We start from the raw sequence: 24,763 nt of genomic DNA, 5'->3' as shown, positions 1-24,763 counted from the left end.
TACCATGCTTGTAAAAACATACTGTGCCGCGGTGAACGGCTTGGATGTAACCACAGTGACCATAGAAGTGAGCCTTATAAATGGTGTGATGTATCATTTTACAGGACTTGGAGACGAGGCAGTGCGTGAAGGTCGCGACCGTATAGCTGCTGCCTTACAGTTCAATGGGTATAAGTTTCCGCATGCAGACATTACGGTTAACATGGCTCCGGCCGACCTCCGAAAGGAGGGAAGCAGCTTCGATTTACCCCTTGCCATAGCCATCTTGGCCGCCAACGGCAACATAGAATCGGATAAACTCGGGCAATATATGATGGTCGGAGAGTTAAGTCTCGACGGCCATTTGCAACCTATACGCGGGGCATTGCCTATTGCCATAAGGGCTCGTGCCGAGCATTTCAAGGGGCTGATCGTACCTACACAGAACGTAAGAGAAGCGGCCGTCGTAGATAACCTTGAGGTTTACGGCATGAATTCTATGATGGATGTCATTAAATTCTTAACGGATATGGAGGCGTTTGAGCCGACCGTTATCGATACCCGTAAGGAATTTTACGAACAACAGTACTCTTTCGATCTCGATTTTGCCGATGTAAGGGGGCAAGAAAACGTAAAACGTGCCTTGGAAGTAGCCGCTGCAGGCGGGCATAACATAATAATGATAGGTCCTCCGGGTAGCGGAAAGTCGATGATGGCGAAGCGTCTACCTTCGATACTTCCCCCGCTTTCTTTGTCTGAAAGCTTGGAAACAACGCAAATTCACAGCGTTGCAGGGAAGTTAAGCAAGAACACTTCGCTCATTTCGCAGCGTCCTTTCCGCGCTCCCCACCATACTATATCCGAGGTAGCCTTAGTAGGTGGCGGCGCTATACCTCAACCCGGCGAGATTTCATTGGCCCATCATGGCGTGTTGTTCTGCGATGAACTGCCGGAATTCAGTAAGTCTACCTTAGAAGTATTGCGACAACCGCTTGAAGATCGTAAGATATCGATCTCACGGGCGCGTTATACGGTAGAGTTCCCCTGTTCGTTCATGTTCGTTGCATCGATGAATCCGTGCCCTTGCGGCTACTATGGAGATGCCACGCATACCTGCGTTTGTACTCCCGGGCAGATACAACGTTACATGAATAAGATATCGGGACCGCTGTTAGACCGTATCGATATTCAAATCGAAATTACTCCCGTACCGTTCAAGGATATCAGCAAAGCAACCCAAGGCGAACCGAGCAGCACCATCAGAGAGCGGGTTATCCGTGCAAGACGTATGCAGGAAGAGCGCTATAAGGATATTCGTGGCGTGTATTGCAATGCTCAAATGAGCGAAAAGATGATACATCGGTTTGCCGAACCCGATACACAAGGCATTGAAATGCTACGCTTGGCGATGGAAAAACTGTCGCTCAGCGCCCGCGCCTATAGCCGCATATTGAAGGTAGCCCGTACGATTGCCGACCTCGCCGGCAGTGAACACGTGCAGATGGAGCATCTTGCAGAAGCCATAAGTTACCGAAATCTCGACCGTGGAGATTGGGCAGAGCGGGGCGTGTAACACTAAACGTCGGTGCAAAGGTCGTGCTTTTTCGGCGCTATGGCAGTTGTGTTTATGGTGCGAGTGCACAGCACGTAATTCTTAGACGGTATACCTGCGGTCGATACATAGCTTGCCTAACCGGCTTGCATGCTCAATCTAAGATCGATACAGGTACGCTCTGTTATTCATTCTTATTCAAAAGAGAGATGGAAAACGAACTCGGAACGAAGGTTTCTGTTATTATTCCCGTGTACAATTCGGAAGATACGATCGGGCAATGCATAGAAAGCGTTGCCACTCAAACGTTCGGCGATATCGAGATTATAGTTGTTGACGACGGCAGTAACGATAGGAGTAGCGCCGTTTGCGATAAGATGTCGGAGGGCGACAAGCGTATCATAGTCGTCCATCAGCCTAACCTTGGCAGAAGCAAAGCGCGTGAGAACGGCGTGAAAATGGCCCGTGGCGAATGGATTACTTTCGTAGATTCCGATGACACCTTGCCTCCGATTTATGTTCGGATAAGTAAACTAATCGCACGAATCGGGCGATAAATATAAGCAAAACAGAAATGACAGACAAGAAAAAGAAATTATTTACGCGCCTTTTGTTCACGGCATTGGGTTTTTGTGCGGTTTGTATCGCAGCCATAGTTTATTGCAATTACGATGTAAAACGGGCAGCCGAGGGGCGAATGTATGAAAATGTGTCGCAAATACCTGCCCGCCGCGTGGGCCTTTTGTTGGGTACCAACCCCAAAGGAAGAACAGGAGCACCCAATCCGTATTATACGGCAAGGATCGATGCAACCGCAGAACTCTATCGTTCAGGTAAAATTTCACGTATTCTGATTAGCGGAGCCAACCCGAGCGAGACGTACAACGAACCCGAACAGATGAAAGCCGATTTGATGGCACAGGGCGTACCCGACAGCGTTATCTATTTGGATTATGCCGGATTGCGAACGCTCGATTCGGTTGTTAGAGCCAAGGAAATCTTCGGTCTCCATACCTTTACGATTATCTCGCAGCAGTTTCATAACGAGCGCGCACTGTATCTTTCGCGTGCCGAGGGTATCGATGCGATAGCTTTCAATGCAGGCGATTTTCAGAACAGATGGTGGCAATTCCGCATGAAATGCCGCGAATATCTGGCGCGAACCAAGGCACATATCGATCTTTTGGTAGGTCTTCAGCCCCATTTCTTGGGCAAACGGGTTGAAATAGAGTAGCGGCCTTTTACTGTAATACGGCCGTTGTTCGAAGAAAAAATAGAGTTTTTTTAATGTTTAATCGTATGATGAAAAAGATTACAATAGTTCTCTTGTTGCTGGTAGCCGCTATTGCCGGGAATGCCGATAATAAGATGAAGTACAAGAATCCTACGGGAAAAGAGTTCCCGATCCTTGCATGGTATTCCATTCTTCCCGACAGTAATCTTACACGAGAGCGGTATATGGAATTGCGAAATGCCGGCTTTAACATCTCTTTCTCGCACTTCGAGAACGCCGATCAGTTAGCTAAAGGGCTCTCGGCAAGCAAGGGTACGGGTGTCAGACTGATGGCCGGTTGTCCTGAATTGGAGGAGAGAACGGCCGAAATCGTGGAACATTTCAAGAACGAAAAGATGCTTTGCGGCTGGTTCCTGCGCGATGAACCGACGACAGTGAGTTTTGCCGACCTTAGAAAGTTTAGGGATAGGGTGTACAAGATCGATGACAAACACCTTATATATCTGAATTTGCTGCCGATATTCGTATCGCCTGCAGAGCTCGGAACAAAGACCTACGAGGAGTATGTGCAGCGGTCGGTAGACGAATTGGGGCTTTCGCAGCTCTCTTACGACCTCTATCCGATCGTTCAGGAGCAGGGTAAAGTGGTCGTAAGACCACAACTTTACAGTAATCTTGAGGTAGCCCGTCGGGTATCGATGCGCAGTATGCAGCCTTTCTGGGCATTTGTTTTGAGCACTGCCCACGGTTCTTATCCCATTCCAACGGCCGCTCATTTGCGCATAGAGGCATTCAGTGCGTTGGCTTATGGGGCACAGTGCATACAACACTTTACTTATTGGACGCCGCCCACCGATACATGGAACTTCCACAGTGCACCCATCGATGAGCACGGAAAGCGTACTCCGGTGTACGAACTCGTAAGGAATTTGAACCGTGAAATACAGAGCTTGGCTTGGGTGTTCTTGGGTGCAAAGGCCGTTGCCGTAGGACATACGGGGAATAAACACATTGAAGGAACGACCGAATGGGAAAACCTGTCGGTGCCGGTAAGGCTTTGCGGCAGCGGCGAGCGGGGTATTCTCGTGTCTTATATGGTAAACGGAAAGAGCCGGTTTATGATGTTTGTCAACCACGACATCCATCATTCGCAGACCATCGAAATAGAGATAAGCGGGAAGGTAAGACCGGTTGGGAGCAATGGAAAGTTGCAACGCCCGTGCCGGCAAGGCCGGCAATCCGTAACATTGGCGCCGGGCGACTATCTTTTATACCATTGGAAATAATACCGCAACAGGCATTTTCCTTCGGGTAAGTACATGTTTACCCGATTTGTTTTGAAAGTTTATCAGTAACGGAAACAACTCATTTCCGCCCAAAATCGGCCGGAATTTCGCCCCATTTGTTTGTTTCCCACTTCACGATAGGCGTCTCTACCGTATGTGTGTGCAGCCAGTTTTCGGCTCGGGCTATTATTTTAAAAAGCTCATCGGTGTCGGGTGTGTGCGCCAATTTGGTTTTGCACTGCTTCTTCTTTACCCAAAGTATGGCGTTATAGCTGTCGGAATAGACCGTTCTATCCGTCGTTCCCTGCTGTTCGAGCAAAGCTAAAGCGTGGACGATTGCAAGAAATTCGCCGATATTATTGGTGCCATGCATCGGTCCGAAGTGGAATATACGTGCGCCGGTAGCAAGGTCTATCCCTTGATATTCCATTGCCCCGGGGTTTCCGGAGCATGCTGCATCCACGGCTATGGCATTGGCCTTCACCTCTAAGGGCAGCGGTAAAACCGTGTCGTGTCGGTAAGATGGCGGATTTACAAGTTTGTTCTTCATTCCCGAGACCTTGCTTACATCCTTTCCGGAACCTCAATTCCGAGCAGGTCCATGCCGTTTTTAATAATCTTGGCCACGTTCTTCGCGATTACAAGGCGCACAATTTTCTCCTCTTCGGTATTGGCACTAAGGATGCTGTAGTCGTGGTAGAACTGGTTGAAATCCTTGGTCAGTTCGTAACAGTAGTTGGCTATTCCGGCGGGATTATAGTTGTTTCCTGCCTCTGCCACGGCCGTTTCAAACTCGTTCATCTTCTGTATAAGTTCTATTTCTTTTTCGTTCAGCGGTGCGTTACCGTCGAGTTTTTCGGGCAATGCGATATGGCTGTCGGCATCGGCCTTACGCATAATGCTGCGAATGCGGGCATAAGTGTACTGGATGAACGGCCCTGTATTGCCGTTGAAGTCGATGCTTTCTTCCGGATTAAACAGCATATTCTTGCGTGCATCGACCTTTAGAATGAAGTATTTCAGTGCACCTAAGCCCACGATACGTGCAATCTCGCGCTTTTCTTCTTCGCTCATATCCTTGAATTTTCCCAATTCGTCGGACGTATCTCGTGCCTCTTTCACCATTCCTGCTATCAAATCGTCGGCATCCACCACCGTTCCTTCACGGCTTTTCATCTTGCCATTCGGCAATTCCACCATGCCATAAGAGAAGTGTACAAGCTCTTTGCCCCACTTGAATCCCAAGCGGTCGAGCAATATGGAAAGCACTTGGAAGTGATAGTTCTGCTCGTTACCCACGACATATATCATTTTATCGATCGGAAAATCGCGAAATCGCATCGTTGCAGTGCCTATATCTTGCGTCATATATACACTTGTACCGTCGGAACGCAGCAGCAGTTTCCGGTCTAAACCGTCATCCGTCAGGTCTGCCCATACGCTGTTATCGGCTTCGCGCATAAAGATACCTTTCTTCAAGCCCTCTTCTACTTTCGCTTTTCCCACGAGGTAGGTGTCCGATTCATAATATATTTTATCGAAACATACGCCGAGTTTATCGTATGTTTCATTAAATCCGGCGTAAACCCAAGTATTCATTTTCTGCCATAGAGCACGCACTTCGGGATCGTTCTGCTCCCATTTAACGAGCATTTCGTGTGCCTCTTTCATCAACGGAGCCTCTGTGGCGGCTTTCTTTTCGGCCTCTTCGTCGCTCATGCCTTGTGCTTTGTATTGCGCTTCGAGCTGCTTGCACTGCTCTTTGTAGTGCTTGTCGAAAGCCACATAGTAGTCTCCTATCAGATGATCACCTTTCTTTCCGCTCGATTGAGGCGTCTCTCCGTTGCCCCATTTCAGCCATGCAAGCATGGATTTGCATATGTGTATGCCCCGATCATTTACAATATTGGTCTTTACCACACGGTTTCCGTTGGCTTCCATGATACGTGCCAGCGACCATCCCAACAGGTTATTGCGCACATGCCCCAAATGAAGAGGCTTGTTAGTATTAGGAGATGAGTACTCTATCATTACCAAAGGAGAGCTGTCGGTGGCGATTTTCAGGCCGAAATTATCATCGGTATCGATGCTGTTCAGAAGGTCTATCCACGCCGACCGTGCGATATTCAGGTTCAGAAAGCCTTTCACAACGTTGAAAGAACTTACGGCCGCGCAGCCTTTTACCAGCATATCGCCTATTTCTTGTGCCGTTTCTTCCGGTTTCTTCTTGGATATTTTCAGGAATGGAAATACTACCAACGTAAGATTTCCTTCGAAGTTACTTTTAGTTTTCTGTAGTTGTACCGTCTGTGCGGGCACATCCTGCCCGTATAGTTCCTTCACTGCAGCGATTACAGAACTGCATATTTGCGCTTCTATCTTCATATCGATAATACGTTATTTTCAATAATTGTGGCCACAAAATTACAAAAAATAATCCTTAATTCTTAATTCCTATGATAAAAATACCATCTTTGCGTAATAGGAACATGCCGTGCCTTCATCCGAAATATAGGAGAGTAATTTATGTTAAATAATAGAAAAAAAGAAATGATATGTCGTTTTTATTTGCTTTTGCATATTACCTTTGCACCCGAATTTAAGTGATATAGATGTCGAAGAGTCGGCATCTGAAGTAATCAGGAATTAATTATTAACTCAAAAGAGATGAAATTTTTACTTATTTTAGTGACGTGTTTAGCGACTTTAACGGTAAAGGCGCAGGATGATGTAGAACGGTCTTCTTTCTATGGAGACTATAAAGGGATAGCAAAGACAGAGACTAAAAAGGGAACATCAATATCGACAACCTCTAAAACAGTAACTTTCTCTATAGCAAAGGGAGAAGGTGAAGACGAGATAAAACTCACGCTGAAAGGTTATCAGATAGGCAAATACGAACTCAAGGATTTCGATTTGCCGAATATGTACCTGCAGAAAAGGAACGGCAAGTGGGTAATCTGGCAGGAATCCAACGACTATGTAGATGTGGAATCCAAGGAGAATACAGGTAATACAACGTTCAGTTTGCTTGTATTGATAGGCGATTCCGAGGAGTTAACCAAGGATGGTTCTTTGAACATGGATATTATATTCATTTGGAATGAAGCAAGTTTGAAGGTAAAATTCTCGGGGAAACGCGATGTTAATACGGGCATTTCGAAGACCTATGCGCAAAAACAAACGCAAGAACAGATTGTTTACGACTTGCATGGACGACGTGTGAAGCATCCTCGTAAAGGCCTTTATATCGTCGATGGAAAGAAAGTTATCATTAGATAAACGGTTTCCAAAAACAACTACTCTAATTTAATTCATAAGGACTTTCTGCCGTTTTCATGAGGCAGAGAGTCCTTTTTCTGTAGGGAAAGGTCGTCTCTTCACCGCAAAGAGACCATCTCCTTACGATAAAGAGGCCATCTCCTTACGATAAAAAGACCATCTCCTTACGGTAAAGAGGCCATCTCCTTACGATAAAGAGACCATCTCCTTACGGTAAAGAGGTCATCTCCTTACGATAAAGAGACCGTCTCCTTACGATAAAGAGACTATCTCTTGTTTTTATAGTAGCGCTATGTTCTTGTTTTATTCGTATCTGCATTTTGCGTTATAACACATTTTTTCGTACTTTTGCTTGCACGATTAAGATACGAAAAATTATGAAAAAGAAAATATGGGCGGTCGGTGTTACTGTGTTGCTTGTGTTGGTTTTGTTGACCGTCGGCGGCAGTTTTTACATGCTTTCTTACGGCCTGTCGAACGAAGACCGTCGCGGCAGTCTGAACGAATGGAATAAGGAAGCATTCATCAACAAGCATCCGGAAACCAAAGAATGGCTCGACAGTATTCTTGCACATAATGCCTTGCGCGATACTTTTATCCATACGGAGGCGCAAGACTCTCTGCATGTGTACTACATTCGTGCCGAAAGACCGACACATCTTGTGGCTCTGCTTGTGCACGGCTATAAGGATAATGCGCTTGGAATGCTCCACATCGCCCGCATGTACGGCGGTATGGGCTACAATGTGGTACTGCCCGACCTGCACGGACATGGCGCCAGCTCGGGCAAGGATATACAAATGGGCTGGAAAGACCGTACGGATGTGTTGCATAGTGCGACTTTTGCCGACAGTATATTCCGTGGTAACCGCATTCACACCGCAATGGTACTCCACGGAATATCTATGGGCGCCGCCACTGTAATGTGTGTTTCGGGCGAACATACGCCGTCTTTCATCCGCTGTTTTGTGGAAGATTGCGGCTATACAAGTGTGTGGGACGAGTTCAAAACACAGCTCCGAGAGCAGTTCTCGTTGCCGCCTTTTCCGCTTCTTTATACCACCAGTGCCCTCTGCAAACTACGTTATGGGTGGACGTTCGGCGAGGCTTCGCCCCTCAAACAGCTTGCCAAGAGCCGTAAGCCAATGCTTTTTATTCATGGAGATGCCGATACTTACGTTCCTTTCCGTATGGTTTACGAACTCTACAATGCCAAGCCTGCACCCAAAGAACTGTGGGTTGCCCGCGGTTCGAAACATGCAGACAGCTATCAGGATCATCGCGCGGCGTACACAAGTCATGTTAAAAACTTTCTCGACCGATATATGCCGTAGCGCGAAAGGCTCCCGAAATAACCTCCGCATGTGCTTTCCGATAGCGATAAACAATCTCCTTTTCCGCCTTATTCCTACACAAAAAACATGATGATTATCTGCGTTATCACTACCCGAACAAACATTCCGAGCGGATAGACCGTTGCATAAGCAATGCTTTGCGTCTCTCCTTTCAGCGTATCATTGGCATAAGAAAGCGCCATGGGATTGGCCATAGAACCGCAAAGAATACCGCAGATGGTTCCGAAATCATACTTGCGCGTCTTTAAAGCAACGTATCCAATGATGAGTATCGGCACGATCGTCAGCAGAAAACCCACGCCTACCCACAGCAATCCCTCCGGTCTGACCACCGTTTCAAAGAAGTCTTTCCCCGCATCAAGGCCCAGACAAGCAAGATAGATCGACAAACCCAGCTTACGGAGCATCAATGAAGCGCTGCGAGTGGTATAGGATATGAAGTGCATATGTGGGCCCAAGGCACCCACGATGATGCCCATAATGATGGGACCTCCGGCAATTCCGAGCCTTACCGGTGCCGACATGCCGGGCAAGGAGAACGGTATAGTGCCCAGAGCAAGGCCGAGCATCATGCCTAAAAATATGCTTCCGAGGTTGGGTTCGTTCAATGTTTGCACGGCATTGCCAAGGAATTTCTCTACATGGTCTACTGCCTTGGGCTCACCTACCACCGTTACACGGTCGCCGTATTGCAATCTGAGGCTGTCGGTAGCAAGGAGTTTAATGTCTCCACGTATCACCCGACTCACATTCACACCATATGTATCGCGCAAATGCAGCTGTCCGAGCCGCTTACCGTTAAGCACTGTCTGCGTCAGAACGATCACTCGGCTCTCCACTTTTGCATCTATGTGGTTCCAATCTATCTTCTCTTTGTTCCAATCTTTCTTCACTTTCTCGCCGAAGAGTATCTCTACGGCAGGAATATCCTCACGGTTGGCCACCACCAGAACGTTGTCGTTGGTGTGCAATACCGTATTGGCAAACGGCATGATAACCTCTTCTCCGCGCCATACACGCGACACAATGAACTTCAAATGCGACCGTTGAGACACCTGACTTATCGTCTTTCCCTCGATTGCAGGATTGATGATGACGAACTGCCCCACGTAAGTATGATCGTTATCCGCATGTTTTTTCACCTCCAGATCGGCAGGTTTCACGAACAATTTGCGCAATAAAAGAATGGCAAATATCACTCCGAGCACGCCAAGCGGGTAACTTACCGCCGTTGCAAGTGCCGCCCGTCCCCCCGAAAGGCCCAAATGTGCGAGCGCCTGTTGCGCTGCACCTAAAGCAGGAGTATTGGTTGTCGCCCCGCAAAGTAATCCCATCATGTCCGGAAGGGCTATTCCAGTGAGCGGACATAGTACAACTGCCATCGCCGTACCGAGAATTATCACTGCCAAGCCCCATATATTGAGTGCCAACCCCTCGTGTTTAAGCGAGCCGAAGAAGTTAGGTCCCACATGAAGGCCCAGCGTATATACGAAGAGAACCAGCCCTAAAGTTTCGGTATAATCGAGCACTTCGCCATCTACATTGAGCCCGAAGTGCCCTGCAATGATGCCTATGAAAAAAACAAAAGCGATGCCTAACGAAATCCCTCCAACCCTTACCTTGCCCAATGCAAGGCCTAAAGCACAGATAAGAGATACGATTACAACCGTTTGAATCGACGAATGTATAGCGAACAGACCGTTAAGCCATTCCATATTCCATTGTTTATGATGCTTTATTTCTGCTGCAAAGTTACACCAAACCCCGCGAACGGCAAAATAAAACGCAAATTATTATCTGCCTGCGGATATTCCATGAAAAGGGTACATTTATTTTGAAGTTCACATATTTTTATATACTTTTGTAGCCGTTGTATCATTTTGTCCGTACAAGAACATATGGGAGACAGAAGATATTCTTGCTTATTGCTGTTTTTGAGTTTGGCTCTGCTTCCGACAGGCGGCATGGCTGAAAGTGCCGACTCGCTCGTCTGCCGAGGAAAAACCATACATCGCATAGAGGCAGAGGCACTGCCTTCGATGATTTTACATACCCACGAATTTCTGCGGGGAGGCAATTTTGAGGAGCGAACCATGAACCATGACATGGGTTTGAAACTCACCTATGCCTTTCGTAAACCCCGCAACGAAGCCGAAGCTCATATATATCACGACAATTATCAGGGCATCGGCGTGGCTTACCACAACTTTAATCCGCAATTAGGTAATCCGTTTTCCGCCTTTATATTTCAAGGTGCGCGCATTACAGGCATCACCCGCAGGCTTTCTCTGAACTATGAATGGAATTTAGGGCTCACGTTCGGCTGGCACCCTTACGATGAAGAAAGCAATAAGGAGAACCGTGTAATCGGCTCGAAGGTCACGGCTTACATCAATGCAGATATATTCTTGGCCTACCGTATCTCCAAACAGCTGGATTTGAACGCGGGTGTATCGCTCTCGCATTTCTCGAACGGCAACACCACGTTGCCTAATTCGGGGCTCAATACCTTCGGCGCACGCCTCGGAATAGCCTATTATATCAACCGTACAGACAGCACCCGAAGCCGGCGGGTACCCATTCCGCTGTTCACGAAACATATGAGTTACGACCTTATGTTATATGGTGCGTGGTGCCGCAACGGTTTCCTTACTGAAGAAGGCGAGCCCCTTATACTGTCCGGACGGTACGGAGTGTTCGGTTTCTGCTTTGCTCCAATGTACAATATGAGCCATTGGTTGAACGTCGGAGTATCGTTAGACGGCGAATACAACAGCAGTGCAAACTTCGAAGAGGACGACTCTCCCCGTGAAGCAGGCCGGCACTATGATGCCGAAGACATACTCGTAAGACCCCCGAGATATAAACAGATGGCGCTCGGACTATCCGGACATGCAGAATTCGTGATGCCTTATTTTACGATAAACTTAGGCATCGGCCACAATATTGTCAATGCCCGCGGCGATTTCAGCGGCCTTTATCAGATGGTAGGCCTAAAGATCGGCCTGCCCCGCAATGCCTTCTTGAACATCGGCTATACCCTTCGAAACTTCAAAAACCCCAACCATTTGATGCTCGGCATAGGCTTTCGTTTCAACCACAAGCGCAAGACGTTATAGGCGTTTTCCGCCTCTTCGCGGCACGACAGACATGCCTTTTGCGCGAATTTGTTTGGTTGGTCATGCCTTTTACACTATTTTTGCACGAAAAAGGATACAATGAACAAGAAACAGATATTGCTTATCAACGACATGGCCGGCTACGGCAAGGTGGCCACGGCAGCCATGTTGCCCATTCTCTCGTATATGGGGCTGCCCACATACAACCTGCCTACGGCACTTGTTTCCAACACTCTCGACTACGGAAAGTTCAATATTCTCGACACAACCGAATACATTAAGGGTGTTTTCCCTGTGTGGAAAGAGCTTCATTTCGCCTTCGACGCCATTGCGACGGGTTTCATAACCACGGAACAGCAGGCACGCATTATCGCCGCATACTGCTTGGAGCAGGCACAGAACGGCACTACGATCTTCGTAGATCCCATTATGGGCGACGAAGGCAAGCTGTATAACGGCATTACACCTGCCACCATCGACAACATGCGCAAGATGATATCGGTGGCGCACCTTATCTATCCCAATTATACCGAGGCCTGCTATCTCACTGGCACCGCCTATCAACCGCACGGAGTAACGGCTGATGAAGCCCATGCGCTTATAGATAAGCTGCGCAAGATATGTCCCAAGTCGGCGCTTATCACGTCGATTACTATAGACAATCAGCCCTCCGTCATGGGCTATAACCACGACACACAGGAATACTTCTGCCTGCCTTACACCGAAATACCGGTGCACTTTCCGGGCACGGGCGACATTTTTTCGGCGGTACTCATAGGGTATTTGCTTCAAGAACAGTCGCTCAAGGCAAGCACACGCAAGGCTATGGATGCGGTATACAAGCTGATAGATCTTAACAAAGACAACGAAGACAAGAACCGAGGCATACCTTTGGAGAAGTTTCTTGCCGTGGTTTTGTAAGACATGCAGGCCTTTCTGCCGCAGATAATCATGTAATAAAGATACCTAAATCCGTAATTTGTTTTATCAAAAGCTACGGTTTTATTTTTAATTTTGTACCCGATAAACCCATTATTATGGCAGAGAACATTTTCAACATCGACACTATCGACAGCTACAACCGCACGTTAGGCTTCGAAACACGCCATCCCTTGGTGGCGATTACAGACCTGTCGAAACTCACGGCACAGGACTTTCCCGCCGAAGTAACCTATCATTACAACGTGTATGCGCTGTTTCTGAAGCAGACTTTCTGCGGAGACATCACTTACGGGCGCGAGCCCTACGATTATCAGGAGGGCACTGTAACGTCGTTCGCCCCCGGTCAAGTGGTGCATGTAAAGCATTCCGCCGACTTTAAACCTAATGCCTTGGGCATTCTCTTCCACCCTGATTTGATACGAGGCACATCGCTTGGCCACGATATAAAGAACTACTCGTTCTTCTCTTACTCATCAAGAGAGGCATTACACTTAAGCGACGACGAGAAAAAAATATTCTGCGACTGCCTGCAGAAGATAGAACAAGAGTTGGAACGCCCTATAGACAGCCATACCAAAAAGCTGATCTGTCGCAACATCGAGCTGCTTTTAGATTACTGTATGCGGTTCTATGAGCGGCAATTCATTACGCGCAAAGCCGTTAATAAGGATATTTTAGAGAAGTTCGAAAACCTGCTCGACGAGTATTTCGACGGCAGACGTCCCATACAGGAGGGCCTTCCGTCGGTGAAACACTTTGCTTCTGAGTGCTTTCTTTCGCCGAATTACTTCGGTGATCTTATCAAAAAGGAGACCGGCATCACGCCTCAAGAGTACATACAGAACAAGATTATGAACCTTGCCAAGGAAGAATTGCTCGGCACGGAGAAGTCTGTAAACGAAATAGCCTATGGCTTGGGCTTCCAATATTCGCAGCACTTCAACCGATACTTTAAGCGCAATACAGGCTTACCCCCCACGGAATACAGAAAAAGATAATAGTTATGGACACCGTATGCAGTTGCAACAAGCTCTTTGATGAAAAGACACGTCACCCCTTGGTGAGCGTGATAAACCTTGCATGCCCGTGTAGTAAAGACACTATAAGGGTAGACTGCTATGCTGTTATCTTGCGTCAAGACTTGCCGGACGAGCCGTGGCACGGCAGAATGGGGTGCGACTTCTCCGATTCTGCCGTATTTTTCAGGAAACCGAAAAAGACAATCGACATCGCTTGCGGGCGCAAACACGGGCAACAGGGGCAGCTCCTGATGTTTCATCCCGACCTGTTATGCGGCACCGCACTCGGCACCCGTCTTGCCGATTACCACTTTCTGAGCTATCAAAAGGCCGAGGCTTTGCACCTTTCTACGGCAGAACGAAAGACCTTGGAGCAATGTTTTGCCGACATAGAGCACGAACTTGAATGGGGTATCGATAAGTATAGCGCCCGCTTGATAGTAAACAAAATAGAGATGTTGCTCAACTATTGCTGCCGTTATTACCACAGGCAATTCATCACCCGCCACGATGTATATGCGGAACAGATAGAGTCTATCGGCCGTAGAGTGGACGACGAGCTGCTTGCAGGCAACGTCTGTCGCGACGGATTGCCCCGTATAGAGGAGTATGCAGCATGGGCCGGCATGTCTGAACCCTATTTCAACGACATGCTGAGAAAGCTCACAGGCAAAGATTTCGACAGGTTCGTTCAGTTCAGGCGCATTGCCATCGCCAAACAAATGATTATTGCGCACCGCCAAACCGATGCCTCCGTGGCCGCTGCATTGGGGTTCTGCAGCACGCAGTGCTTCCAAGAAGCGTTTAAAAAGATTACCGGCGTAGGTACCGAGGAGTACAGGTAAGGAGTGTATTCTTATTGCATGTTATGCACGGATATGCCATCTATGCCCGATAGACCGGCACTCTAAAGGCTACGGGAAATACATCTGTCTTCCATAGATGCGCCGTCTGTTTCTGCCATCTGCAAAGCATTACGTTTACGGGTATTCCCATTGCCGGCGAAACAAATAATCCGTGTTCTTGCCCATATCCTCGTTTAAATTCCTTATATTTGTAGAAAATTACCTGTTATGAGAGCTATTTGCTGTATCGGACACATTACTAAAGACAAGATTATTACCCCTAAACACACCGTATATATGGCGGGCGGCACGTCTTTTTACTTCAGTTACGGCTTCAATCAGTTGCCCCATAAAGTGCCGTTCAGACTTATAACGAAGATAGGCAATGAAGATATCAAGGCCGTGGAAGACATGCGGCGGGCCGGAATAGACGTAGAAGTGTATCCGAGCAGGCACACTGTGTTCTTCGAAAACAAGTATGGTGAGGACCAGAACGACCGCACGCAGCGCGTACTTGCCAAGGCCGATCCGTTTACTATCGGCGAACTTGCCGAGGCCGAAGCCGAAGTGTTTCATATAGGTTCGCTGCTCAACGACGATTTATCGCCCGAAGTCATCAGATATTTGTCTGCCAAAGGCCGCATATCTATCGATGCGCAGGGCTTTCTGCGCAAGGTAGAGGGCGAACGGGTATATCCTGTAGACTGGCAAGGAAAGGAAGAAATTCTGGCTTGTACCCATGTGTTGAAGGTGAACGAGCACGAAATGGAGGCGATAACCGGACTTACTAACCCGCGCACAGCAGCCCTGAAGTTGGCCGAATGGGGCGTAAAAGAGTCGCTCATCACGCTGGGTAGCTACGGTTCATTGATCTATGCCGAGGGCAAGTTCTATGAGATACCGGCCTATAAACCTGCCGATGTGGTAGATGCCACGGGCTGCGGCGACACTTATTCGGCAGGTTATCTGTACTGCCGTTCGCAAGGTATGGGCTACGAAGAGGCGGGTAAATTCGCTGCTGCCATGTGTACGTTGAAATTAGAGCACAGCGGTGCGTTCGATAAAGGCATCGAAGACGTGCGCCGTGTGTTGCGGACAAACGTTACGTTATAGTATCAGATAATCTTTATTCTCATGTTTCGGGCATCGAATTCGATGCCGCTGCGTTCTACAAAATGCCCAAGTACGCCCTCTGCAGCCAACTTCTCGGGCGAACCGATGTGCAGTTTACCACCGGCATCCATCAGCCATAATTCGTCTGCCACCTGCAAGGTAATCTCTAAATCGTGGGTAGAGAGGAAGACTGTTTTCTGCATCTGTCGGGCCAATCTCTTTAGTATTTGCATCATCTCTACCTTGCTTGGGAAGTCCAGATAGGCCGTAGGTTCGTCGAGAATGATAACGGGAGTCTGCTGAGCCAGTGCCTTTGCGATCATTACCTTTTGTCTCTCGCCGTCGCTCAGCGTCTGTATCATGCGGTCGGCCATACCGCCTATGCCCGTCGTGCACATGGAGTCGGTTACGATTTTCTTATCTTCATCGCTTAGAGAATCCCAAAATCCCGTGTACGGAGAGCGTCCCAAGCCCACTACTTCGGCTGCTGTCATGTTCGTAACATCGGGCTTTTCCGTCAGTACCACGCTGATGAAGTGCGACAGTTCTTTCCTGTTGAACCCGTCGATGCTGCGCCCTTGCAGCAATATATCGCCCGAAAGTTTGGGTTGAAAGCCCGCCAGAGTGCGCAAAAGCGTAGACTTTCCCACGCCGTTAGCGCCTAAAAGACACGTGAGTTTGCCTGCCGTAACGGCGGCAGAAATGCCGGATGCCACGACCGAAGGTGCATGGCGTCTGTTGCGGTAGCCTATGGTAAGCTCATGAAGCACAATTGTTTCCATGCTTACAAAGATACGAAAAATAGTTCAAGTCGTCTGCCCCTCTTGATTAAAGTATCGTTTTTCTCCTTTCATCATTGCCTAACAGGGCAGGTACTTGTGCAAAATATGGTTTTTGTTTCTACCTTATTATATTATTATATATGGTTGCTTGTTTATTTGCAATTTCTTATTATCTTTGCAAACCTGCATCTTCGATACATTCAGAACAATAAAACACCGATATAAAAATGCTTCAACGAGACTATATCATGCGCCTGATACGCGAGTTCATGGCGGCACTCGAGCGCTTTCTAAATAAGAAAGAAGTGACAGACAGGCGCGAAGAAATCAAGAAACTTTATGAACAGTACGTGGGCCCTTATGCGCTCTATCACAACGCGACCATCGATGAAGTGATGACAGCCCTGCAGGGTGAGGACGAGGAACACCGTTTCTACAAGATGCAGATACTGGCCGAACTCTTCAATGTTGAAGCAGATATCGAGTCGAAACCTTTCTCCGATTTCCTTTTGGAGAAGTCTTACGCGCTGTTCGACTTTATAGATAAAAACGGAAAAGAATATTCCTTAGACCGACGCCGCAAGATGGAAACCATCAAACAGCGGCTCGGTAAGGCGTAAAAACGTTGCCGGATATCTTCGCAAAGGCACGGTCTTTGTGCATGTGCATGTCTGCCTGTGCCGGCAATACCGTATAAATTGCTGCCGAAAAACGAGTATTTGGCGTTAAAAAAGGCATATCCTGCCGGTTTGACAAGATATGCCTTACAGGATTTAACCTATCTCCTTACTTCCATCCATCGTTCTGTTTGAGGTTCGGGTTACGCTCTATTTCAGACTGAGGTATGGCCCATTTGAACTCATAGTCGCCGTTGTAATTCAACGTGTAGCGCTTGGTACCCCAGATTTCCGTCATGCCATTGGCTCCATTGTATTTCGTATGATCGGTTTCGGTCAGCCTGTTAGTGCCGAATTTCTTATCGGCCCACGTTCCCCAACGTAACTCCTTCCAGTACATTTGGTTCTCTCCGGCGAGCTCCCACAGCATTTCTTTGCGGATACGTTCGCGCATATTGTCCTGTCCGGTGACGGTTGTCCACGAATTACTGTTAAGCAATGCAAGCCCCGGAATACGTGCACGAACCTGATTTACGTACTGAATGGCTTCGTTGGTCTTGCCTTGTTCGTTCAGTGCCTCTGCCAAACTCAGCAATGCTCCGGCATAACGAAAGACGGGAATATCTATGTCACTGTCCCATATAGTGCGGCTTTCGCGACCTTCTATCACGAACTTACGCCATAAATAGTAGTAACGATCGTTCGTATCAGTACGCAAGTCGTAGGGGAAAGCGGCATCTGCACCGAAATAAGGCCAGCGGAGCGTGTAAGTAAAGCAGTCGGGTGTGCAGCCTCCTTTGTACTCTGAATAAGGAGTAATGATATTCATCAGCAGTCGTGGATCGCGTCCTTCGTAAACCTTTTTGATGCGTGTTTCGTTACCATTCTCCAAATATTTCGTCATATCAGAGCCGTAAGCAACCATTTGGTTGTAGCCTGCTCTGTTCTCGGCATCGAGCTGTGTGCCGCTCGCATTGGGATTTAAGCCGTCACGCAGATAATATACGGAGCGGGCAGTGGGTGTCATTTGCGAGTATCCCGGTATCACTTCGTTGATATCGAAAGGCTTCCCGTCGGCCCATTCATAACTGTCTATGAACATCGGGTTGGGCAGATAGTTGTTCCAAGCATTATTCACGGTTACGCGATTGCCGTAACATTGCGAGAAATAATTGCCGAGTCCGTCGTCGTCTGTGTACTGGTATTGGAAAATATACTCATCGTTTTTCTCATTTGCAGCCTTGAACATCGCCTTATAATCGCCGAAAAGACTGTAGCCCATAGTAGTGATTGTCTTAAAATCATCTGCTGCCTTTGCCCATTCTTTCTGCCAAAGATATACCTGTCCGCGCAGGTAATAGGCTGCTGCCTTGGTAACTCGTCCGTAATCGGAACTGCTTGTAGCATACTTATCCGGCAGTTTAGGCTCATTAATGGCAGCTGTACAGTCGTCTATAACCTGCTGCCAAACCTCTTCTTCTGTAGAACGAGCCTTGGTAGCCTTACCGTATTCGACCGGTTCTGTGTAAATTGGCACGCCTCTATATAAGCAATTGGCACGATAGTAGGCCCATGCACGCAAGAAACAGCATTCGGCTTTGTTGCGTGCCTTTATATCATTGCTCATATCGGGGCATTTGTCAATGTTCAGAATGACATTGCTTGTACGATATATCTCTTCATAGAAAGCCCGCCACCAGTATGAAAATTGACCGGAAGCAGCAGTTGCCGAGCCCAGAAGCAATGGTGCATTTCCGCTTACCCAGTTCACATCTAAGTCCATAATCTCGGTAAATTGATCCCATGCTCTGGCCTCTCCGCCGATGAATTCATAATAGAAACGCTCGTAAGCCCCATTGACCACCGCGTTTGCTTTGTTTGCCGAAGAAAACTCTGTACCCGTACTTACACGGTTAGACGGTGTGGTATCCAAGAAATGGGGATCGCAACTGCCGAGCAATATGCTACTTGCAAGGATGATGCCTGCCGATAGTATGTTTATTATATTCTTTTTCATACGAATAAATCTCCATTGTTTAATTAAAATGTTATGTTTAAACCGAATGAGAATTGGCGCATTGTAGTGTAGCCTTGTCCTGTACGCATCTCCGGATCAAGTCCGGGGAACGAGGTTATTGTCAATAGGTTTTCACCGGAAAAGTACACACGCAAATTCTGTGCATAGATAGCTTTGCATATAAACTTGGGGAAAGTATAACCCAATGTAAGGTTACGCAGTTTCAGGAAGTTGCAGTTATAGAGGCGCAAGGTGCTGTGTAAACCATCGCTTTGCCCCGGGTTTGTCATGACAAGACGCGGATTGGCAGAAGCGATATTTGTACGGGGATCGTTCGGATTACTGGGATCATAGAAATAATGATCATAAGCTATATCCTTGGGAATTGCAAGACCATAGACCACATCCGATGCATTCTGACCGATTTCCCTCCAATAAGTTTTAAAGCCGGTTGCTCCTCCCCAGTTCATTGAAAGGTCGATGCCTTTCCATTCAGCATGCGCCTGAATGCCGAAATTAAACTTCGGTTCTCTCGATACATTACAGAAACTTCGGTCATTGCTACCGCCATAAACGCCATCACCATCTATGTCTGCAAAGATATAGTCGCCATACCAAATACCGTTCTTTGCTGCAGTACGTCTCGGAAGGAACTCATGTCCTGCCGATATCATTGCCTGCAACCACTTCATGTCGTCCTCTGTTCTGATCATACCGTCGCTTGGTCCTCCATTCACATTTACGGAACCGTCGGCATTGAAATACGAGCCGTCGCCCGAATAGGTCTGATAAAGGTAGAATTCATTCATCATGTGCCCTTCCAATATGCGTTCATCTTCACCCGAAGAAACCTCTCCAAGGTTCGAATAATATACATTGGAACCGGGGTTGTTAGGATCTGCACCCCGGCCATGTATCCAAGAGCCTTTATATTTTTCTACCCTGTTCTTGTTCCATGTACCGTTGACAGCTATGCCATAAGTTACATCTCCGATATGGTCTTCCCATCTCAATGTAAATTCTAATCCCCTGTTACTCACCTCTGCAAGGTTCTGTAACGGAGATCTTTTATCACCATAGGTCAAACCGATCGACGGACTATAAAGAATACCCGATGTATATTTGCTGTAATAATCGATGGTTCCGCTCAAACGATTGTTCAATAAAGCAAAATCAAGTCCTAAGTCAAAGGTCTTTGTTTTCTCCCATGTAATGTCGATATTCGGTAATTGTCTCAAGTAAAAACTTGGGGCCTTCTGCCCGCCCATTACCGTGTAACCGGTCTCATACCATGATTGGAAAGCATAATCATCTACCGAAGAATTACCCAACTTGCCATAAGAAACGCGTAGTTTTAGATTGTCAAACTCTTTCAGGAAAGATTCCTTCGCAAAGTTCTCTTCAGATATACGCCAGCCGGCAGATACAGACGGGAAAAATCCCCAGCGCTTCTCGGGGGCGAATTTGGACGATCCATCCTCACGAAAATCTGCCTCAAACAGATATTTGGAGCCATAAGCATAGTTCAAACGTCCGAACCATGAACGATATTTATTCTGGTTATCGTTGCCCGTGATAGTATTCATATTTGTTATAGTGCTCATGTCTGTAATCGACGGATCGAGTATCCCGTACTTACTCATATCTAAGAAACCGTTATAATATCTGCCTTCTTCGAAACCTAATAGCACATTTACATCGTGTATTTTACCGAAAGTATGACCATAATTCAGCGTATTTGTCCACTTCCAATTGTAATTCTGATTCGTGTACATCCAAACATAAATCTGATCGAGTGATGTAGCCGGGGCCACTACCTGCTTACGACTGAAGCTATAAAGCTCATTTGGAGTGCCGGCATATTTATGACGTTGATGGAAATAATCATAGCCGAAGACGGTTTTAAACGTAAAGTCATTCAGGAATCTTATTTGTGCATGCGTGGTTGCATAAATACGATTGTGCTTGTAATAGGAGTCTCCATTGCCGTTCAAGTTAAGCAGCGGGTTGCCTGCAGCGCCGTCTTCTTCAGAATTTTCTATACCTCCGTAGTGCCCATCATAGTAAGGATAGATGCCCGGAACGGTCTTCAAGAAAGACCATGCCGTAAGATTTGACACGTCGTTACGGTCTTGATCATCGTGATAACCCCATGCATGAGCGCCGACTTGTAACCAGTCGGTAACGTCAGATGTAATGTTTAAGTTCATGAAATACTTCTTTACGCCCGAACGAACTATCATTCCGGGGTTATCAAGATAGGTAAGTCCGATGTTATATTTGGTACGCTTTTCGTTACCGAGCAGGGAAATAGAGTGCTCTTGCATTACCTTTGTTTGATATATTTCATCGAACCAATCGGTGTTCGGATAAGCCACATAATTGGGATACCCGCTTTCTGAGATGCCATTAGGATCGGCCTCTGCATCACGCCATTTCTTAATAGTGGCGTCAGAATAGGTATGTCCGGCGCCTACATTGTCGTCTGCTTCATTTACAAAGCCCATATAATCTGCATAGTTCGAAACAAATCTTACGATTTTAGATGGTGTATTAATCGACAATTTACCCGAATAAGTGATACGAACCGTACCTTCCTGTCCCATTTTCGTAGTAACAAGTATCACGCCATTGGCACCACGATTACCGTAAATGGCGCATGAAGCCGCATCTTTCAATATGGAAATACTCTCAATGTCATTAGGATTTACATCGGCAAGATTCATTTCCATGCCGTCTACCAACACCAATGGATCGCTGTTGTTGAATGTTCCGGTGCCTCGAATTCTTATGCCAAAGCCTTCTGAATTGGGGCGACCGGAGTTTTGAAGCACCTGAACACCGGCAGCCATTCCTGCAAGTGCCTGTGCTGCAGTGGTAACAGGACGCGACGAGGCCTCTTTCTGAAAGTTCACAGATGCTACCGATCCCGTCAGATTTACTTTCTTCTGTGTGCCGTAACCTACGACTACGACTTCGTCAAGTTGTTGGTTATCTTCTTTCATGACGATATTCATGTCGTCCGAGGCAGTAAGTGTTTGCGTTAAAAAGCCTACATAAGAAATCACTATCTGTGCATTGTATTTCGTTAATGAGAGCGAGAAATGTCCATTAACATCTGTCGAACTTCCATTTGAAGTGCCTTTCTCTTGTATATTTACGCCAACAAGAGGCTCACCATCGTCATCGACTACCCGTCCGCTAATAGTCCTTCTCTGCTGCTGTTGCGCCGAAACGGATACAGCAGTTGTAGTCTCTTTGGCAAGAAGGTCTCTTGTGTTCGTTTCCGAGGCTGTCGACGAAGAGGCGTAAAGCACTGCCGATAAGCCTGCAAGACCTATGGTCATCAGACTTCGTTTGGGTAAAAAATAGGTAATCAGTCTATTACCTGTTAAATGTTTTTTCATGTTGTAAATGTTTTAAATGATAATTACTTAAAGGTAAAATCATGGAACCAAAGGTCCCACTATTGTGTCAGGCTGTGCATAGATTATGCAACCACCCTCACGGGAATAGATGTTTATTCAATCATGGGCTCAAATATTTTAGTTTAGTTTTATTGTCGCGGTACTGATATACAGCTAACATTTCTTTTATACAAAAATAATATATCGGTTATAAACCATTCCTCTCTCTTATGTAATTTAACGATATGCCGATGGAGATAAAACCTCTCTTGATCATTACTTCGCAGCCCTATCAGCGCAACACAGGTAGCATGAGCTTGGAAGCATGGGTGCCTTCGTGGTAAATCTTTACCGAAGATTTAACGAAATCGCCCTTTGTACAATGATAAATGTTTATGAATTGCTGCGGATTACGGTCGGCCAACGGGAACCATGAGCTTTGTATCTGTACCATGATGCGATGACCTTTCAGAAACGTATGGGCTATATCGGCCAACGGAAATGCCACTCTGTCTATCTCGTTGGGTATAAATGCTTCGGGTTTACTGAAGCTGTTACGGTAACGTCCGCGCATGATATCGCCCCGAACCAGCATCTGATAGCCTGCCTGTTTACTGTCTATATCGTCGGGAAACACATCGATGAGCTTCACTACAAAATCGGCATCGGTAGTCGAGATACTCGTACTAAGGTTTACACCTACGGCACCGCACAGCGTTAAAGAGTGTTCCAAGGGCTGTGTAACAAAGGCGATAACATCGTTTCTTCGTAAGGCAAAACGCTGGTCTTCGGTCATGTATGAGGCATTACGGTGTCTGCCTATGGCGTTGGTATAGGGAACCGGATGTGCAGGATCGGATACATACTGCGTATAGGAAGATGTTTCAGCGGGTTCATCGAACCCGAGAACGCCCCTTGCATGGAGATATATTGGTGTTATTTCTACCTTTTCGGCCGGTAATTTTGCAAAAGTGCGCCAACAGTTCTCGCCTGTAAAGAACATAGTCACGGGCGGTAAGTCCATTACACCTTCATGATTAAGGTAATAGTCAAAGAAACGTTGCTGCAAAGTGCGGAACCTGTCGTTTAAATCTTCGCTGCCGAACGATATTTCACCCAACCGATTACCATTCCCGCCGAGCCATCCGCCATGCTCCCACGGGCCCATGAGCAGATACAGGGGAGCCGCTTGTCTGCGCCGAGCCAACGCTTTATAAGAGTTCCACGTTCCGTATGCATCTTCTGCATCGAACAAACCGCCTACTACCATTACCGGAATATCGATTTTTTCATATTGTTTTAATGGATTTCTCAGCTGCCACCATTTGTCATAGTCGGGGTGCTCGAGCATGGCGTTCCAAAAAGGTAACGAGTCTGTTTGCAACTTCAAAAGATCGCTGATGGTACCCATACGGAGGAAAAACGAATACTCATCGGTAAAATAATAGGGCTTTGAAGGGGGCACAACGGGTGAAGGATTGCTGCGATACCGCCCGAATTCCCACAGAAAACGGAACGAATCGGTAAGCATCAGTGCCCCGTTATGGTGCACGTCATCGCCCATAAACCAATCTCCGATGGGTGCCTGCGGGCATACAGCCTTAATGGAAGGATGCTTACATAGTGCCGCCGTAAGAGCGTAATAGCCCAGATACGAGCTACCTGTAACACCTATACAGCCGTTGTTGTGCGTATGTTTCACCAGCCAGTCGGCCGTATCGTAGGCATCGGTCACATCGTTAGTTTTTTCGCCCCGTGCCAATACCACCGGTCTCATGTTCTCATATTCGCCTTCGCTCATATACCTGCCGCGCACATCCTGCCAGACAATAATATAATTCTTGGCGGTGTAATGCCGCAATTCGCTCTTGAGAGTACCGGTAAACTGCTTTCCGTAGGGCCCGCTACCGTAGGGTGTGCGGAACATAAGTATAGGATGACGCTGCTGTTTGGTACGTGGTTCGTAGATAGCCGTGTACAATTTCGTCCCATCGCGCATAGGTATCATCACTTCGCGCTTGGCGTATTCGTTTTCAATCTGTTGCTTCTCGGCCGGTTGCGAGTACCCTTGAAAAGTCGAAAACGAAAGAAATAAATACAGGACAATCTGCTTGTAATTCATGTTTTTGTGTTTTTTGATTGTTGCAAAGATAGTGCAAACCGAATACAAAGAAACTTGTTTCAATTTGTTGAGGCGCCGCCTATCTTATGCAA

19 protein-coding genes are annotated in these 24,763 nt (G+C 47.0%); 12 read left to right on the top strand and 7 right to left on the bottom strand.

Annotated elements, in window-relative coordinates:
- The first annotated feature begins 4 nt into the window (after window positions 1–4).
- The 4 genes from HMPREF0663_RS03995 to HMPREF0663_RS03980 all read left to right on the top strand — a co-directional run bounded on the left by HMPREF0663_RS03995 (window position 5) and on the right by HMPREF0663_RS03980 (window position 4,051).
- Window positions 5–1,552, top strand: a complete 1,548-nt coding sequence (locus HMPREF0663_RS03995) for a YifB family Mg chelatase-like AAA ATPase (RefSeq protein ID WP_004368938.1) — start codon at window positions 5–7, stop codon at window positions 1,550–1,552.
- A 188-nt stretch (window positions 1,553–1,740) separates the two neighbouring features.
- A complete protein-coding gene (locus HMPREF0663_RS03990) occupies window positions 1,741–2,088 on the top strand; it encodes a glycosyltransferase family 2 protein (RefSeq protein WP_004368937.1) in 348 nt (115 codons plus the stop codon).
- 17 nt (window positions 2,089–2,105) lie between these two features.
- Window positions 2,106–2,765, top strand: coding sequence for a SanA/YdcF family protein (locus HMPREF0663_RS03985; protein ID WP_004368936.1), 660 nt, complete (start codon window positions 2,106–2,108; stop codon window positions 2,763–2,765).
- A 65-nt stretch (window positions 2,766–2,830) separates the two neighbouring features.
- Window positions 2,831–4,051, top strand: a complete 1,221-nt coding sequence (locus tag HMPREF0663_RS03980) for a beta-galactosidase (RefSeq protein ID WP_016665392.1) — start codon at window positions 2,831–2,833, stop codon at window positions 4,049–4,051.
- 79 nt (window positions 4,052–4,130) lie between these two features.
- On the opposite strand, the gene HMPREF0663_RS03975 is transcribed toward HMPREF0663_RS03980, so the two are convergent.
- Together HMPREF0663_RS03975 and argS are read right to left on the bottom strand one after the other, a co-directional pair.
- Window positions 4,131–4,601 (bottom strand): RNase H family protein, encoded by a 471-nt coding sequence (locus HMPREF0663_RS03975; protein ID WP_004368934.1) that lies wholly within the window; start codon window positions 4,599–4,601, stop codon window positions 4,131–4,133.
- 14 nt (window positions 4,602–4,615) lie between these two features.
- Complete coding sequence (gene argS, locus HMPREF0663_RS03970; RefSeq protein WP_004368933.1) at window positions 4,616–6,436, bottom strand: arginine--tRNA ligase; 1,821 nt, start codon at window positions 6,434–6,436, stop codon at window positions 4,616–4,618.
- A 282-nt stretch (window positions 6,437–6,718) separates the two neighbouring features.
- On the opposite strand from argS, the gene HMPREF0663_RS03965 reads away from it, so the two are divergent.
- Window positions 6,719–7,333, top strand: a complete 615-nt coding sequence (locus HMPREF0663_RS03965) for a hypothetical protein (RefSeq protein ID WP_004368932.1) — start codon at window positions 6,719–6,721, stop codon at window positions 7,331–7,333.
- A 377-nt stretch (window positions 7,334–7,710) separates the two neighbouring features.
- Window positions 7,711–8,667 (top strand): alpha/beta hydrolase, encoded by a 957-nt coding sequence (locus HMPREF0663_RS03960; protein ID WP_004368931.1) that lies wholly within the window; start codon window positions 7,711–7,713, stop codon window positions 8,665–8,667.
- Window positions 8,668–8,741: 74 nt separating this feature from the next.
- On the opposite strand, the gene HMPREF0663_RS03955 is transcribed toward HMPREF0663_RS03960, so the two are convergent.
- A complete protein-coding gene (locus HMPREF0663_RS03955) occupies window positions 8,742–10,403 on the bottom strand; it encodes a putative transporter (RefSeq protein ID WP_004368930.1) in 1,662 nt (553 codons plus the stop codon).
- Between the two features lie 183 nt (window positions 10,404–10,586).
- Here HMPREF0663_RS03955 and HMPREF0663_RS03950 point away from each other — a divergent pair, with 183 nt between their 5' ends.
- The 5 genes from HMPREF0663_RS03950 to HMPREF0663_RS03930 all read left to right on the top strand — a co-directional run bounded on the left by HMPREF0663_RS03950 (window position 10,587) and on the right by HMPREF0663_RS03930 (window position 15,726).
- Window positions 10,587–11,807, top strand: coding sequence for an acyloxyacyl hydrolase (locus HMPREF0663_RS03950; protein ID WP_004368928.1), 1,221 nt, complete (start codon window positions 10,587–10,589; stop codon window positions 11,805–11,807).
- A gap of 99 nt (window positions 11,808–11,906) precedes the next feature.
- Window positions 11,907–12,728, top strand: coding sequence for a pyridoxamine kinase (locus tag HMPREF0663_RS03945; RefSeq protein WP_004368927.1), 822 nt, complete (start codon window positions 11,907–11,909; stop codon window positions 12,726–12,728).
- 116 nt (window positions 12,729–12,844) lie between these two features.
- Window positions 12,845–13,747: a helix-turn-helix domain-containing protein gene (locus HMPREF0663_RS03940; RefSeq protein WP_004368926.1), complete on the top strand. Its 903-nt coding sequence runs from the start codon at window positions 12,845–12,847 to the stop codon at window positions 13,745–13,747.
- Between the two features lie 5 nt (window positions 13,748–13,752).
- Window positions 13,753–14,613, top strand: a complete 861-nt coding sequence (locus HMPREF0663_RS03935; RefSeq protein ID WP_004368925.1) for a helix-turn-helix domain-containing protein — start codon at window positions 13,753–13,755, stop codon at window positions 14,611–14,613.
- Window positions 14,614–14,841: 228 nt separating this feature from the next.
- On the top strand, window positions 14,842–15,726 hold the full coding sequence (locus HMPREF0663_RS03930; RefSeq protein ID WP_004368924.1) for a PfkB family carbohydrate kinase: 885 nt from the start codon (window positions 14,842–14,844) through the stop codon (window positions 15,724–15,726).
- A gap of 2 nt (window positions 15,727–15,728) precedes the next feature.
- Here HMPREF0663_RS03930 and HMPREF0663_RS03925 read toward each other — a convergent pair whose 3' ends face one another.
- Window positions 15,729–16,508, bottom strand: a complete 780-nt coding sequence (locus tag HMPREF0663_RS03925; RefSeq protein ID WP_004368923.1) for an ABC transporter ATP-binding protein — start codon at window positions 16,506–16,508, stop codon at window positions 15,729–15,731.
- A gap of 227 nt (window positions 16,509–16,735) precedes the next feature.
- Here HMPREF0663_RS03925 and HMPREF0663_RS03920 point away from each other — a divergent pair, with 227 nt between their 5' ends.
- Entirely contained in the window at window positions 16,736–17,128 is a 393-nt protein-coding gene (locus HMPREF0663_RS03920; protein ID WP_004368921.1) for a hypothetical protein, read from the top strand.
- A gap of 166 nt (window positions 17,129–17,294) precedes the next feature.
- Here HMPREF0663_RS03920 and HMPREF0663_RS03915 read toward each other — a convergent pair whose 3' ends face one another.
- From HMPREF0663_RS03915 to HMPREF0663_RS03905, 3 genes are all read right to left on the bottom strand, one after another.
- On the bottom strand, window positions 17,295–19,142 hold the full coding sequence (locus tag HMPREF0663_RS03915) for a RagB/SusD family nutrient uptake outer membrane protein (RefSeq protein ID WP_004368919.1): 1,848 nt from the start codon (window positions 19,140–19,142) through the stop codon (window positions 17,295–17,297).
- 23 nt (window positions 19,143–19,165) lie between these two features.
- Complete coding sequence (locus tag HMPREF0663_RS03910) at window positions 19,166–22,549, bottom strand: SusC/RagA family TonB-linked outer membrane protein (protein ID WP_004368918.1); 3,384 nt, start codon at window positions 22,547–22,549, stop codon at window positions 19,166–19,168.
- Between the two features lie 292 nt (window positions 22,550–22,841).
- Window positions 22,842–24,671 carry a CocE/NonD family hydrolase gene (locus tag HMPREF0663_RS03905; protein WP_004368917.1) on the bottom strand — a complete coding sequence of 610 codons (1,830 nt, stop codon included), beginning with the start codon at window positions 24,669–24,671 and terminating at the stop codon, window positions 22,842–22,844.
- Window positions 24,672–24,763: the final 92 nt, after the last annotated feature.

Source organism: Hoylesella oralis ATCC 33269 (genome assembly GCF_000185145.2).
In the GTDB taxonomy this organism is placed as follows: domain Bacteria; phylum Bacteroidota; class Bacteroidia; order Bacteroidales; family Bacteroidaceae; genus Prevotella; species Prevotella phocaeensis.
Note: the sequence above shows the minus strand (reverse complement) of the source record. Positions and strands in the feature narration are given on the sequence as shown.